We start from the raw sequence: 14,485 nt of genomic DNA, 5'->3' as shown, positions 1-14,485 counted from the left end.
CCATCGGTTTAATGCATACTTCAATAAGGCCCACCTAGCTGGTGAATTATATTATTGTGTCAACTTATACTCTGGTTAGACGCAAATGGATCGCCAAAGTTCATATTATTTTTAGTCTCAATGTCAACGCGGAGTAAAATACAGGGATAGGTTTCGCTTTTCAAGTGGGCAAAGCTTATATAAATCGATAGTGTGAGACGGGTAACCGATATTTTTTCAGGCTAGAGTGAGCATTAGAAGAAGAAACTAAAACAACACCCTTAATGTGCTGCTTTAGTTTTTTTAGATAGGCCCTGTTTATTCTTTACGCTCAAATTCACCTTCAATCGTGCTGCCCTTGTCCGAATGACGCGGTGGCTGAGCACTGCCTTGAGCGTTAAAGGGCGAAGCCGTTTCATTACCGTCATAAGACTGAAAGCCACCTTGAAAACCGGCTCCCGCTGACATCATTTGCACCTGAAACTTACTCATTGCTCCCTTAGCAAGGTGAGCACGCACATTAGGTTGAAGCAACATCAAACCTAAAAAGTCAGTAACAAAACCTGGCGTCACTAATAATACCCCCGCAATCACTAGCATCATGCCTTCTACCAGCTGCTGACCAGGCATTTCACCCTGATTCATGCGCTCTTGCACCTTAAACATGGTTTGTATGCCTTGACTGCGCACCAAGGATGAGCCTACTAATGCCGTCACAATCACTAACCCCACGGTAGGCCAAGCACCTAGAAAGCCACCAACTTTAACTAAGATAAAAATTTCTAACAATGATGTGGCGGTAAACAACAAAAATAATCTAGCAAACATAGTCACCTCGACCCTAAAATCCATGTGGTAAGCATAACAAGTGTGATTTTAATCACCATACCTAGTTGCCCTTACTTTCTTAAGGCAAACCCAATAGTATGGGTGAGCATCAGCTCAAGTGTGCGCAAGCTTACCTTAACTTGGCCTTGGCAACAAAAAACCCTGCCGCGTAAATACCGAGCATTTAGCTTTGTATTTACGAAACAGGGTTTATTTCGCTATGTATGAGGATGTTATAGCACGAGATTAGCCACCACGAAGCCAAGGGCAACGGACACGACTATTGTCACCACACCTGGGATAACAAAAGGATGATTGAACACAGCTTTACCAATGCGAGTTGACCCCGTGTCATCCATTTCCACTGCCGCGAGCAAGGTTGGATAAGTCGGTAGCACAAACAAGGCACTGACCGCGGCAAAAGAGGCCAGAGCCGCTTCTGGACTCACCCCTAATGCCAATGCTGGCGGGATCAGCGCCGCCGTGGTCGCCGCTTGCGAGTAAAGTAACATACTGGCAAAAAACAAAATCACCGCCAGCATCCAAGGGTGGTCCGTTAATAACACACCCGACATTTCTTTTATGCCTTCAATGTGATTGGATACAAAAGTATCCCCCAACCAAGCCACCCCCAGCACACAAATACACGCACTCATGCCCGATTTAAACGTGGCGGCATTGAGCACTTCAGCGGTATCTATCTTGGTAAAAAAGGCAATGATGGTCGCCGCTGTGAGCATAAACACCATAATAGCTTCGTTACGGGGCAATACTGGGTTTTCAATCCAAGCCACAGTATCACTGATCGCCGTGGCATAAAGCACCACTGCCACGATCGCAAATAGAAAGATAAGCACCGACGCCTTAGCACCCGCTTTAATTTCACTTGCTTCAACTTTATGGGTTGACACTAATCCCTTGGCTAATCTGTCTTGGTACACCTCATCATCTGCCAAGTCTTTACCGATAAACTGAGCGACAAACGCCCCCACCATACAAGCTACAAAGGTCGTAGGAATACAAATAAGTAAGATCTGCAGATAACTCACATTGTATTTTTCTAGCATCCCCGTCATTAACACCAGCGCCGCGGAAATCGGCGATGCGGTGATCGCAATTTGCGAGGCCACCACGGCAATACTTAATGGCCGAGAAGGACGCACGCCCTGCTCTTTAGCGACTTCGGCAATCACAGGTAAGGTAGAAAAAGCCGTATGGCCAGTACCGGCAAACAAGGTCATGATGTAGGTAACCACAGGTGCCAGAAACGTCACCTGTTTAGGATTTTTCCGCAGCACACGCTCAGCCAGCGAGACCAAATAGTCCAGCCCTCCGGCAACCTGCATCGCTGCAATGGCGGCTATCACCGACATGATGATCAAAATGACATCAATAGGAATAGAGCCCGGCGTCATGCCAAAGCCTAAGGTTAAAACCAGTACCCCTAGGCCACCAGCAAAACCAATGCCGATACTGCCAAGCCTAGCGCCTAAAAAGATAGCCGCAAGTACGACCAAAAGTTCTATTGCAATCATAATGTTAGCCTTAGCCAGCCAGCAGCCGACTTATCTGCCCACTCGTTAAATAAAGTCTGTTAAATATGTAATTTAGCGCGATATTGCGGTCTTTTTAGGTTCTCAACCGATAATATTTCATCTAACTCAGCGTCACTGAGTAAACCAAGTTCAAGCACGACTTGCTTCACCGATTGACCGGTTTGTGCACAAATCCGCCCCACCTTGTCACCGTTATGGTGGCCAATATAGGGATTTAAAAAGGTCACTAAACCTATGGAGTTTTGCACATAAGCCAGACACACCTCAGGGTTAGCGGTGATCCCATCAATGCATTTATCCGCCAAGGTATAACAGGCATTGGTCAGTAACTGCAGTGACTCAAACAAGCTTTGGGCTATCACCGGCTCCATCACATTGAGCTGCAATTGCCCCCCTTCCGCCGCCATGGTGATGGTGAGATCATTGCCGCATACCTTAAAGCACACCTGATTCACCACCTCGGGGATCACAGGGTTAACTTTGGCTGGCATAATAGACGAGCCCGCCTGCATCTCCGGTAGATTAATTTCATTTAAGCCAGCCCTAGGTCCCGAGCTTAGCAAACGTAAGTCATTGCAAATCTTAGACAGTTTCACCGCGCTGCGCTTTAATGCCCCCGATAAAATCACATAGGCGCCACAATCGGATGTCGCTTCAACCAAATCTTCGGCGGGTACAAAATCATGTCCCGTTACTTGAGCTAGTTTAGCTATGGCCAGTTTTGAATAGCCCGCCGGACTGTTTAATCCAGTACCTATTGCGGTCGCTCCCAAATTAACTTCAAGTAACAATTCTTGGCAGCGCTTAATAAATTTAATTTCTTCGTTTAAGGTGACGGCATAAGCATGAAACTCTTGGCCTAAGGTCATGGGCACCGCATCTTGCAGCTGGGTACGGCCCATTTTTAATATGTCATCAAACGACTTAGCCTTGTCATCACAGGCTTGTTGCAAGTGGGCAATGGCCGCTAATAATTTGTCACTGTAGCGATATAAGGCAACGCGAAATCCTGTGGGGTAAGCATCATTGGTGGATTGGCATTTATTGACGTGATCATTGGGGCTAAGGTGTTGATACTCGCCTTTTTGATAGCCCATGTTTTGCAATGCAATGTTGGCGATCACTTCATTGGTATTCATATTGACCGAGGTTCCCGCGCCGCCTTGAAACACGTCCACCTTAAACTGATCTAGGCCAATCCCAGTTTTCAGGATTTGATCGCAGGCTTGCACAATTTGCTGCGCCATGGCCATGGGTAAGGCCCCCAGCTCTCCATTTGCTAAAGCAGCGGCTTTTTTAGTGAGCACCATGCCGACAATAAACTCAGGAAAATCAGATATGGTCTGCGAGCTGATCTTAAAATTATTCATCGCCCGCTGGGTGTGCACGCCATAATAGGCATCATCAGGAATGGCAAGGGGGCCGAGCAAGTCATGCTCAACGCGTGTGTTGTCTTGGTTTAGCAATGGATGAGAAATATGGGCTGGTGCAGTCATAATTTGAACCCTCTTCACGTTCAAACAAGCAAGGTAGTTGCGTGCTAACACATTAACTACCATCAGATATTGACCAAGTTGCTCCGCCTTCTTGTATCCCGAATCAAGTTGTGAGACTTTTGATCAATAAAAGCAGACTACGTAATCATTAAGCACCTAGGTATAGGGGGATACCCTTACTTAAGGGAATAAATAATGAAACCGTGACTTGGATCAAGGGCGTTTATCATCGCTTTGCTATTCAAGCTCACCCATTACAGGAGTACCCCTAATGCAGCAAACCTTTATCATGGTTCTATGTTCCGTACCAGATAACACCGAAGCCGATAAGATTGCGACGGAGATCCTCAATGCTAAACTGGCCGCTTGTGTCACCATGCAGCCTAATGTCTATTCCATGTATCATTGGCAAGGTGAAATTCACCAAGATCGTGAGGTGCTGATGATGATAAAAACCTGCTCCACCCTATTTGAGCCCCTCGCCGAAGCCATTAAAGCAATACACAGCTATGACACACCGGAAATCATCGCCTTACCCATTAGCCAAGGTGAACCGAGATACTTAAATTGGATTGATCAAGTTACCCAATAATCCTGTATCTTGTGTTATCTATTTCCTAAAAACTTTTGTGCGTTAAGGTAGTTGTAATGAACAAATATTGGACGGCCCTCTTACTGTGTTGGCTTATGAGTTTTACCGTACACAGCGCCGACCCATTTGGCCAAGCCAACAGTAACAGTCCGTTTCAGCAACCCAGCTTCTTACCCGTTGATCAAGCCTTTCCATTTGCTTATCAGCAGCAAGATGACGAGGTTTATCTTAATTGGGCGGTAACGCCTGGCTACTACCTTTATCAGCATCAATTTAGCTTTAGCATTCAAGGCGCCGAGCTTGGGCCTTATCAACTGCCCAGTGGCATTGATTATCACGACGACTACTTTGGCGATGTGGTGATTTACCGACAAGATACGGAAATTCAACTTAAGGTTGCCAAGGTACAAAAAGACGCCCAGATCACCGTCACTTACCAAGGCTGCGCCGATGCCGGTTTATGCTATCCACCCGAAACCAAAGTGATTTACCTAACCCCCTTTGCTGGGGATACTGGAGGCGTTAGCGGTGACACTAGCGAAACCGATAGTCAAACACCAAGCCAAAGTAGCTCAGCGCAAAAGGACGCTAGCCTAGATCGGCAAAGTGCTTCTGGCCTTGCCGCGATTTTGTCCGAGCAATCTTTAGCCGTCAGCTTAGGGCTGTTTTTCTTACTCGGGATAGGCCTCGCTTTCACCCCGTGCGTGTTTCCTATGTATCCAATTTTATCGGGTATTATCGTCGGCCAGAAGCAGCTCAGCACTCGGCGCAGTTTTATCTTGTCGTTTACTTATGTACAAGGCATGGCATTAACTTACACCTTACTAGGGTTAGTGGTTGCCATGGCCGGCTTACAATACCAAGCAGCGCTGCAACATCCAGCCATTTTAATCAGCTTAGCCGTGCTGTTTACTGTGTTGTCTTTGTCGATGTTTGGTTTGTATAACTTGCAACTGCCTAGTTTTATCACTAACCGCTTAAATAACCTCAGTAACCAACAACAAGGCGGCAGTGTTAAGGGCGTGTTTATCATGGGCCTCATTTCCGGTCTGGTGTGCTCGCCTTGTACTACTGCGCCCCTTTCTGGCGCCTTGTTATATGTGGCCAGCAGCGGCGATATGATCTTAGGCGCCGCCGTGCTATATGCTTTGAGTATCGGCATGGGCTTGCCACTGTTACTGCTGGGCACCTCAGGAGGGAAATTATTACCAAAGGCCGGTGCTTGGATGGTGCATATCAAGGTCATCTTTGGCTTTTTGTTACTCAGCGTCGCCATCGTGATGTTAGAGCGCTTTTTAAATGCCACCTTAGTTACCTTGTTATTTGCCCTATTAGCGCTGGCCTTGTTAGCCTATTTAACCAGCGCCAGTGGCCGCAGCCTGAGCCGGTATAAGAGCGCACACCGTCTGATATTGGGCTTAGCCGCCCTTGGCGTGATTGGCTACAGCGTGATGCAAATTCAGCAGCATCAAGTGATACAACAAAACCTAAAATCGCGCTTTGAAATAGTCAGTAACCTAACCGAGCTAGAACAAAAGCTGCGGCAGGCTAAACAAAATGGCCAATGGGTGATGGTGGATTTTTACGCCGATTGGTGCGTGGCGTGTAAGGATTTTGAGCGCGATACCTTTAGCGATGCAAACGTGATCGCTCAACTTGAGCAGACCATGCTGATCCAAGCCGATGTCACCGCCAATAACCAGACTAACCAAGATCTGTTAAAACAGTTAAATATCCTTGGTTTACCTAGCATCGAATTTTATAACCCAGCCGGTGAGCGATTAGAAAATGCCAGAGTAACAGGCTTTATGAATGCCGAACAATTTTTAGCTCACCTGCAACAATTTGGGGTTAACTAAATGATAGATCGCATCAGCCGTATAAACCTTAACTTAATCGTCAGTTTGCATTTACTACTGCAAGAATTAAGCGTGACCAAAGCGGCGCAGCGACAGTACATCAGCCAATCGGCCATGAGTAAAAACTTGGCCAAACTGCGCGAATTATTTCACGATCCTTTACTGATGAAAGCAGGCAATGAACTGATCCCAACCAACAAGGCGCTACAACTGGCGCCCGAAGTCGCTAAATTAGTGCAAACCATGGAAGGCCTATTCAGCCCGCAAGACTTTGATCCCAGCGAGTGCCGCAAAGAATTCACCATCGCCGCCACCGATTATGTCAGCGAATACATGTTGCCTAAGGCGCTGGCCGAGCTTTACTTGATGGCGCCGCATATCTGCATCAATGTGCAAAACTGGGATAAGCAAACCTATCAACTGCTCAAAGAAGGCAAGGTCGATTTAGGCACCACGATCCAAGATCCCAATGCCAAAGATATCCATGCTAGCTTGATCAATCGGGATCACTTTGTCTGCATCATGCGCCATGATCATCCTTTAAGTGGCCAAGCTAAATTATCGTTACCCGACTTTGCTCAGTATCATCATGCGGTGATCACCGTAGGCACAGATAAAACCACGGCAATAGATCGCGCCTTGGCCGAGCATGGCGTCACCCGCAAGGTTAGGTTACGAGTGAGCTCCTACCCTTCCGCCGTTAACATGGTGGCGCAATCTGACTTATTACTGACCCTGCCCTCTCACATTGCCAAGCGGCTATCACAAGATCACCCTGTGACCATTAAACCATTGCCCGTGCATATCGACGAATTTGACTGCACCTTGCAATGGCACCACAGAAACCATCAAGATCCTGCTCATCGCTGGTTTCGCACCCATCTTACCCAATTGATCCAACAACAAGAGCTAGGCCCAATTTCACGCGGCAGTTAACCCCCAAATTTCGCCATAAGGCAAATTCCTATATGGAATAGCTACCATTCTTAAAAGTCACTGTGGTTATGACCTCGTCGACTCTACACTTAGTTATATCCGTTTTAACTTTGTATTGTGTTGTATTATGTCTGAAGTGTTATTTACCTTACTTGTTATCAACTTACTTGGCATGCTTAGCCCTGGCCCAGACATGATCATGGTAATACGCTACGGTAGCACTGGTGCTAAACGCACGACCTTATGCTGCATCCTAGGTATCATGACGGGCTTTTGTGCCCACCTACTATTAGCTGTGTTTGGCGTGTCTTTACTTATTTCACAAGCCCCCATGGTCTTTACCCTAGTTAAGTATGCTGGCGCTGCGTATCTGATTTACTTAGGTATTAAAGCTTGGCGCTGTAAAAACAAACAGATTGACGCTACTTGTAAAGGCCCTGTTAAAGCCCGCTACGCTTATCTTGAAGGCTTATTGTGTAACCTACTTAATCCTAAGGTACTGATGTTTTTAGTGGCAACCTTCACCCAAATCGTCTCACCCGATACCTCTACTGGCAGTAAGCTCTTTTTCGCTGCTACCATCGCCATTGAGGCCATCGTGGTATGGGCGCTACTGATGAAGTTCATCTATTCAGGTTGGCTCAATCAATGGCTACAAAAAAACCAGCAACGAATTAACAAATTGTCGGGCGGGATCTTAGTCGGCCTTGGCAGCTTGATTGGGATCCAGATGTCATAAGCGAAATATGACATATTTGTGTGAGCTAGGATCTATACTAAAGTCTTAACACTAGGCCATCAATTGACCAAAAGTACACTTGGTGTTAGCGTGAGGTAAACACTTATACCCTCGATTAACATGGATATAACCCCATGGAAACGCCTTACACGATTGTTATTGCAGATGATCATCCGCTATTTCGCAACGCGCTTTATCAAGCTGTGCACATGGCGGTTAACAATGCGAACTTATTGGAAGCTGATACCATAGATGGCTTGTTAGCGCTGCTTGAACACACAGACGATGTTGACCTGTTACTGCTTGATTTAAAAATGCCTGGTGCCAATGGCTTCTCCGGCTTAACCCATTTACGCGGATTGTACCCAGATTTGCCTATCGTGGTGGTGTCGGCCAGTGAAGATGAAGCGGTTATCCGTAAAGCCATTAAGCTCGGCGCCATGGGGTTTATCCCTAAATCCGCGCCGATGAAGCAGCTCGTAACCGCACTTAACCAAACTCTTGCTGGCGATCCTTGGATCCCAGAAGGCATAGACCTTACTCAAGCCGAGCCCGAGCAACCCGACTTTGCCGATAAACTCGCGCTGCTGACGCCGCAACAATATCGCGTGTTAGTCATGCTCAACGAGGGCCTGCTTAACAAACAAATCGCCTATGAGTTAGGTGTATCCGAAGCCACAGTGAAAGCCCATGTCACGGCTATCTTTCGTAAACTGGAAGTCAGTAATCGCACCCAAGCGGTGATCGCGCTGCAACAAATGGAAGTCGAATAACGTTTTCCCATCTACCATACCCACCTATATAGGGTGGGTTTTTTATTTGAGTTCTCTATGACAGTAAACCTATCTCCATCGGCAATATTAGACGTTGCCACCGAGCTTGCCGAGCGCCGCATTAACAAAACCAAAGGCCCATCATTGCCACCTGAGCTAACGCCCACTGGTTTTAGCGATGCGTTTGCCATTGCCCGCCAAGTCAGTGCGCAATATTGTCAAATGGCATCCACCCAAGTGATCGGCTGGAAATGCGCCATGCCAAACGGGGCAAAAACCATTATTGGTCATTTATTTGCTAACGAAGTGCAAAGCGCGCCAAAGGTCCCATTAATCCCAACCAATGGCCAAGCCCTGATTGAGCCTGAGCTGTGTTTTACCCTAGGGCAAGACTTACCGCCACGCAAAACGCCTTATAGCCATGAGGAAATTGATACCGTGATTGGCTCGACTCGTTTGGCCTTAGAGCTGATCTATAGCCGCTATCAAGCGCCGGCCGAGCAAAGCTTCCATTCAGCCCTTGCCGATGGTCTACTAAATCAAGGTATTTGGCTTGGGCCCGACATTATCCCAGCTCAGGACGAAACTTACGCGGAATTTGATTTAACCATCACCACTGCCGATGCCGGCAAACAAGTGTATCAAGCCAAGCATCAAGACGGCCATGCCAGAGCAGGCTTATATTGGCTGGTGAATTTCTTATCCAGGCAAGGCATAGGCTTAAGTAAAGGTCAGCATGTAATTACAGGATCGTATGCGGGGGTATTGGCGCTGCCTTTTAACCAAAAAGTTCAGTTTCAATATGGCAGCTTAGGCGAATTTGAAGTGGAGTTTGTTGAATCACACTAAGCGGGGTTAATCGTTAGCCTAAGCCCACCTACCACAGGTTTTCTGTTTAGCTAATTGCGTGATTCTGTCACTGTGGGACCGGAGCTCGCTCCGGGAAACGGTGATATTCGCCGATCAAGGTTAACCGGTAACCGTTTAACCAAGCCCACCACCCACGACAGTCTAATTAAACCAATACCTTAAGCCCCATCTAAAATTGCGCGGATCAGCGCCTTAAGTTTTAACGGCTTCACTGGCTTACTTAAGTAGCGATAACCATGAGATTTAATCTTGGCTAACATCTCTGTTTGGCGGTCGGCACTGATCACCACACCGGGAATATCACCGTATTGCAATCTCAGCATGTGCAGCGCTTGCAAGCCGGTCTTACCTTCACCGAGATGATAATCACTGAGGATGATTTGCGGCAACCAGCCCTTGGCCAATAGCGCAACCGCCTGATCTAAGCTTTCCGCTACTTCGACCTCACAGCCCCAGCGACCTAATAACGCTTGCATGCCGGCCAAAATATCCACTTCATTGTCGATACATAAAATTCGAATACCTTCAATGCCAACAGCGGTATTGGTGATGGTTTGCTCCTTGGCTACCAAGGCTGGCTCGGCCCGTGCTAAACGTACGCTAAAGACCGTGCCCTTGTTAGGCCAAGAGCGCACCAACAATTGATGTCCCAATAACTTAGCCAAGCCTTTCGCAATGGCAAGGCCTAAGCCTAAGCCCTGCTCTTGCGCGGTTTTAGAATGATCGAGACGTAAAAACTCTTCAAAAATATCCGCTAACTTATGCTCAGGAATGCCCGGGCCATTATCCCACACTTGAATTTCCACTTCGCCCGCCACGCGGCGCACGCCCAGTAATACCTTGCCCTGCGGGTTGTAACGAAACGCATTGGTTAAAAAGTTTTGTAAGATCCGGCGCAACAACTTGGGATCGGAATAAACCGGTAAATGCGCATGTTGTGTGTGAAAGCGCACCCCGTATTCCTTACCCAATACACTAAACTCCGCATCCAGTTGGCTTAACACGTCGTTCAAATAAAAATGCTTTAGCTTAGGTGTCAACTTGCCCGCTTCTAAGCGCGACATATCCAGTAAATCACCGATAAGCTCCTCGGCCGAGGTGAGGGAATCATCGATATGTTTCGCCAAGGTGGACGTTTCTGGCGTGTTCGCCATCTCCCGCAGTGATGAGGTGAACAGTTTTGCCGCATTCAACGGCTGCATCAAATCGTGACTCACCGCCGCTAAAAAGCGGGTTTTGGAAAGGTTGGCTTGCTCAGATAATTCGGTTGCATACATAAGCTGCGAGTTCAAATGCGATAAGGCTTCGGTGCGCTCGGCCACCCTCGCTTCCAAGTTTTCATTGGCTTCTTTTAAGGCTTTTTCGGCTTGGCGAAACGGCGTAATGTCGTTGAAGGTCATAACAAATCCACCACCGGGCATCGGGTTGCCTTGCATTTGGATCTCGCGGCCATCAAGGCGAGTACGCGATGATTCATGGGGGGTGCCATTACGCATATGCTCAAGGCGTTTGGCGATTTGCGACTCGATATCGCCTAAACCCAGTAAGCCTTGTTCGGCGTTATAACGCATAATGTCTTCAATCGGTCGCCCAACTTGGATCAACTCTTTCGGGAAGTTAAAGAGCTCGATGTAACGTCGATTCCACGCCACCAGCTGCAGCTGGCTATCCACCACGGAAATACCTTGATTGATGTGCTCTATCGCCCCTTGCAGCAGGCCGCGGTTAAATTGAAATAATTCCGAAGCTTCATCCACTATGGTAGCCAGCTCATCAAGCTGCATGTCCCTACCTTGTAGGGCTGACGATAACACTAAGCGCGCCGAGGATGCACCAAAGACACCGGCAAGTAAGCGCTCCGTTAATTCAATCAAGGAGCCCGGCGCCTGCATTTCGGGTTTAAGTACCAAATCATTAATTCTGGCATAGCGGGAAAAATGCAATTTAACTCGGCGTCTACCTAAAAAGCGGGTCGCTAGCATTTCTAGCTCTTCGATGCGCACCTTGGCTTGATAAAACGCCACCGGATCTTTATCAACATTACCGACAAAAGATGAGGCCTGCATGCGCTCACTTAACGCGGGTGACGATAAACTTGAGCCAACAAGATACCCCAACAAATTGCTTAATAGACTAAGGATGATCCCCCAATAAGCCGGGCTGAGATCAATAAAAACCCCAAATTGTGGCGGAGTGATCAGCCAAATTAACGAATTCGATTGCGCATCGCCGGGTAGCCAGTTGAGCTCATGACACAAGGTTAACAGCCAAAAACTAAACCCCAGCGCCAAGCCTACATAGACGCCTTTTCGATTCGCATTGCGCCAAAATAGCCCCATGATCAGCGCAGGGGCAAATAAAGCGATAGCGGCAAAGGAAAGCACACCAATGGCAGCAAGAGATTCCAGTTGACTTAACAGTAAATGTGCACCCCACGCCAACAGCAAGATCACGACAATGGCCGTGCGCCGCACCTTGATCAACAAGTCTTTAAATTCTACAAAACTGTTTTGCTCAAAGTTTTGACGACGCAGCAGCAGCGGTAATACGATGTCGTTACTGATCATGATGCTCAGGGCAATGGTGGCCACAATCACCATGCCACTGGCGGCAGACATACCGCCCAAATACGCGGCGATGGCTAAATATGGATGATCAAAGGCCATGGGCAGACTGATCACATAATGATCAGGACTGACATCACTGCCTAACCAAAGCTGTCCCGCCATGGCCAAAGGCAACACAAACGCGCCCATCGCCAGCAAATAAATCGGAAACAGCCAACGCGCCCAATGGATGTCCTGGCCTTGGCTGTTTTCCACCACTGTGACATGAAATTGGCGAGGCAAACAAACCATAGCAAAGGCGGCAAGCAAAGTGAGCACTAACATTTCAATGCCCTGCCCCCAGCTTAAATAACTCGCTTGCTGGTTAAATTGCGCCTGTATTGGCTCGGTAATGGCGCTCGGCGCGGTGTAAAACACATAAGCGGCAAACACGCCCACGGCGACAAAGGTCACGAGCTTTACCAAGGATTCAAACGCCACCGCAATTACCATGCCGCGATGATGCTCGGTGATGTCGATTTTGCGAGTACCAAATAAAATGGTAAACATGGCCAGCGCAAGGCTCACCAACAGCGCCATAAGGCCAGCATTATCACTGTTATAGGCACTGCTAACGGTCGGTGTGCCTAGCAGCTCCAGCCCCATCACGATGGCTCGCAGTTGTAACGCGATATAAGGCAAAATACCGATGATGGCGATCAAGGTGATCACCATGGCCAACTTTTGCGATTTACCGTAACGCGACGCAATAAAGTCAGCAATGGAGGTAATGTGCTCGCGTTTGGCAATCAAGATGATGCGTCCAATCAGCTTCCAGCCAAAGGCAAACATCAAAATCGGGCCCAGATAGATGGGGATAAACGACCAAAAGTCGGTACTGGCTTGACCGACGGTGCCAAAAAAAGACCAAGAGGTGCAGTACACGCCAATCGACAGGCTGTAAATCAGTGGTTGCCATTTTAACCGCTTGGCCGTCAGGCGATCGCCAAGCCAAGCAATTAAAAACAAAACACATAAATAAGCCACCGAAACCGGGGCAACTAACCAGCCAAGATCCATGGCGCACTCGAACAAAGAATATTTACGCTATTGTTATTAATGCGTTAATTCAAAACAAGAGGCAAATTCACAGAGTTAGACTTGACGCCGACGTGCCAGCCAAAATACTGGCAATGCCAATACCGCCATCAACCAAAACACCTGACCCTGCCAACTTGGGTACAAATAGCCCGACAACCAAGTTAACACAGCTGTCACCAGACCAAGGGCAATGGCCGAATAGAGAGCCTGTAATTGGATAGCGAACTGCGGCGGCGCTTCTTCTGAAATATAACGGATCGCCGCAATCTGAGCCGCGGCAAAGGTGATCGCATGTAAGGCTTGGGCCACTATCACTAGGCTCAACTCGCTAGTGAAGGCTAACATACTCCAGCGCACTGCTACGCCAACGCCCGCCAACATAAACAACTGGCTGGCGCGCCAGCGGCCAAACCACTTACTGGCAATCGCCATCAAGCCAACTTCAGCCAACACCGAAAAGCCCCACAAATAACCTATGGTAGTTTCGCTATAACCCACGCTTTTCCAATAAATAGAGCTGAAACTATAGTAAGCGGCGTGACTGCCTTGGATACAGCTGGTGAGCATCATAAACCGTACCACACTCGGCTGCTTTAATACCTGCCATAAAGGCACCGAAACATTAGTTTGCTGTAGAGAATCTTGCGGCAAGGTGGCCGGCTTAAACCAGCTCATTAATACCAATGCCAGCAAGCTGGCCAGCATGGCGTAAAGAATAATCGAATGATCAAAGCGAGTGATCAAACCGCCCAAAATACTCGACGAAATAATAAAACTGACCGAGCCCCACAAACGCACCTTACCATAATCAAGGCGGATCTGACTCACCCATTTGGCCGCTAACGCATCCCCTAGGGGCATCAAGGGTGAAATCACAAAGTTTGCCAACAAGGTACCAAGGGCGAGTAAGACAAAACCCTGTAAAAATAAAAACAAGGCAAAACAAGCCAAGGTAAAAAAACAAAGGTAACGGATCGCTGGTAATAATTGGCTTTCATTTTTGACTCTGGGCACGATCAGCAAGCTAGCAAAACAACGCAAAAGCAAGCCCGCCCCCAGTACCAAACCAATTTGCCCCGCGGTTAACCCCTCACCTTCAAGCCAAAGCGCCCAGAAAGGTAAAAAAATGCCCCAAGCAAAGAAAAATAAGGAGAAAAAACCAGCAAGCCAAAGAGGAGAAGATAAAAAAGGCACTTAAATGATTCCGAAA

Annotated in this window: 11 protein-coding genes; 6 read left to right on the top strand and 5 right to left on the bottom strand. The window is 47.7% G+C overall.

All coding sequences use genetic code 11. The features are described 5' to 3' along the window. Window positions 1–297: 297 nt before the first annotated feature. From K6Y21_RS15135 to aspA, 3 genes are all read right to left on the bottom strand, one after another. Window positions 298–807 carry an FxsA family protein gene (locus K6Y21_RS15135; protein WP_233072697.1) on the bottom strand — a complete coding sequence of 170 codons (510 nt, stop codon included), beginning with the start codon at window positions 805–807 and terminating at the stop codon, window positions 298–300. A gap of 233 nt (window positions 808–1,040) precedes the next feature. Further along, window positions 1,041–2,342 (bottom strand): anaerobic C4-dicarboxylate transporter, encoded by a 1,302-nt coding sequence (locus tag K6Y21_RS15130; protein WP_233072695.1) that lies wholly within the window; start codon window positions 2,340–2,342, stop codon window positions 1,041–1,043. A 59-nt stretch (window positions 2,343–2,401) separates the two neighbouring features. Next, window positions 2,402–3,859 carry an aspartate ammonia-lyase gene (gene aspA / locus K6Y21_RS15125; protein WP_233072693.1) on the bottom strand — a complete coding sequence of 486 codons (1,458 nt, stop codon included), beginning with the start codon at window positions 3,857–3,859 and terminating at the stop codon, window positions 2,402–2,404. A gap of 271 nt (window positions 3,860–4,130) precedes the next feature. On the opposite strand from aspA, the gene cutA reads away from it, so the two are divergent. From cutA to K6Y21_RS15095, 6 genes are all read left to right on the top strand, one after another. Beyond that, a complete protein-coding gene (gene cutA / locus K6Y21_RS15120) occupies window positions 4,131–4,451 on the top strand; it encodes a divalent-cation tolerance protein CutA (protein ID WP_233072692.1) in 321 nt (106 codons plus the stop codon). A gap of 56 nt (window positions 4,452–4,507) precedes the next feature. After that, window positions 4,508–6,310, top strand: a complete 1,803-nt coding sequence (locus tag K6Y21_RS15115) for a protein-disulfide reductase DsbD (protein WP_233072690.1) — start codon at window positions 4,508–4,510, stop codon at window positions 6,308–6,310. After that, on the top strand, window positions 6,311–7,246 hold the full coding sequence (locus tag K6Y21_RS15110; protein ID WP_233072688.1) for a LysR family transcriptional regulator: 936 nt from the start codon (window positions 6,311–6,313) through the stop codon (window positions 7,244–7,246). Window positions 7,247–7,373: 127 nt separating this feature from the next. Then, complete coding sequence (locus K6Y21_RS15105; protein ID WP_233072686.1) at window positions 7,374–7,985, top strand: LysE family translocator; 612 nt, start codon at window positions 7,374–7,376, stop codon at window positions 7,983–7,985. 134 nt (window positions 7,986–8,119) lie between these two features. After that, on the top strand, window positions 8,120–8,758 hold the full coding sequence (locus K6Y21_RS15100; RefSeq protein WP_233072684.1) for a response regulator: 639 nt from the start codon (window positions 8,120–8,122) through the stop codon (window positions 8,756–8,758). 57 nt (window positions 8,759–8,815) lie between these two features. After that, window positions 8,816–9,607 (top strand): hydratase, encoded by a 792-nt coding sequence (locus tag K6Y21_RS15095; protein ID WP_233072683.1) that lies wholly within the window; start codon window positions 8,816–8,818, stop codon window positions 9,605–9,607. A gap of 179 nt (window positions 9,608–9,786) precedes the next feature. On the opposite strand, the gene K6Y21_RS15090 is transcribed toward K6Y21_RS15095, so the two are convergent. Beyond that, window positions 9,787–13,254: a hybrid sensor histidine kinase/response regulator gene (locus tag K6Y21_RS15090; RefSeq protein ID WP_233072681.1), complete on the bottom strand. Its 3,468-nt coding sequence runs from the start codon at window positions 13,252–13,254 to the stop codon at window positions 9,787–9,789. Between the two features lie 75 nt (window positions 13,255–13,329). Continuing rightward, window positions 13,330–14,469, bottom strand: coding sequence for a 3-phenylpropionate MFS transporter (locus K6Y21_RS15085; RefSeq protein WP_233072680.1), 1,140 nt, complete (start codon window positions 14,467–14,469; stop codon window positions 13,330–13,332). Between the last annotated feature and the right edge of the window lie 16 nt (window positions 14,470–14,485).

The sequence above is a fragment of the Motilimonas eburnea genome (assembly GCF_021295345.1).
In the GTDB taxonomy this organism is placed as follows: Bacteria; Pseudomonadota; Gammaproteobacteria; order Enterobacterales; family CBDFNC01; genus Motilimonas; species Motilimonas eburnea.
The sequence above is the reverse complement of the archived record's forward strand: the minus strand, read 5'-3'. Positions and strand labels throughout refer to the sequence as shown.

Excerpts from the sequence above, each read along its gene's own strand:
- K6Y21_RS15135 (WP_233072697.1), bottom strand. The coding sequence starts at position 807 with ATGTTTGCTAGATTATTTTTGTTGTTTACCGCCACATCATTGTTAGAA.
- K6Y21_RS15130 (WP_233072695.1), bottom strand. The coding sequence starts at position 2,342 with ATGATTGCAATAGAACTTTTGGTCGTACTTGCGGCTATCTTTTTAGGC.
- aspA (WP_233072693.1), bottom strand. The coding sequence starts at position 3,859 with ATGACTGCACCAGCCCATATTTCTCATCCATTGCTAAACCAAGACAAC.
- cutA (WP_233072692.1), top strand. The coding sequence starts at position 4,131 with ATGCAGCAAACCTTTATCATGGTTCTATGTTCCGTACCAGATAACACC.
- K6Y21_RS15115 (WP_233072690.1), top strand. The coding sequence starts at position 4,508 with ATGAACAAATATTGGACGGCCCTCTTACTGTGTTGGCTTATGAGTTTT.
- K6Y21_RS15110 (WP_233072688.1), top strand. The coding sequence starts at position 6,311 with ATGATAGATCGCATCAGCCGTATAAACCTTAACTTAATCGTCAGTTTG.
- K6Y21_RS15105 (WP_233072686.1), top strand. The coding sequence starts at position 7,374 with ATGTCTGAAGTGTTATTTACCTTACTTGTTATCAACTTACTTGGCATG.
- K6Y21_RS15100 (WP_233072684.1), top strand. The coding sequence starts at position 8,120 with ATGGAAACGCCTTACACGATTGTTATTGCAGATGATCATCCGCTATTT.
- K6Y21_RS15095 (WP_233072683.1), top strand. The coding sequence starts at position 8,816 with ATGACAGTAAACCTATCTCCATCGGCAATATTAGACGTTGCCACCGAG.
- K6Y21_RS15090 (WP_233072681.1), bottom strand. The coding sequence starts at position 13,254 with ATGGATCTTGGCTGGTTAGTTGCCCCGGTTTCGGTGGCTTATTTATGT.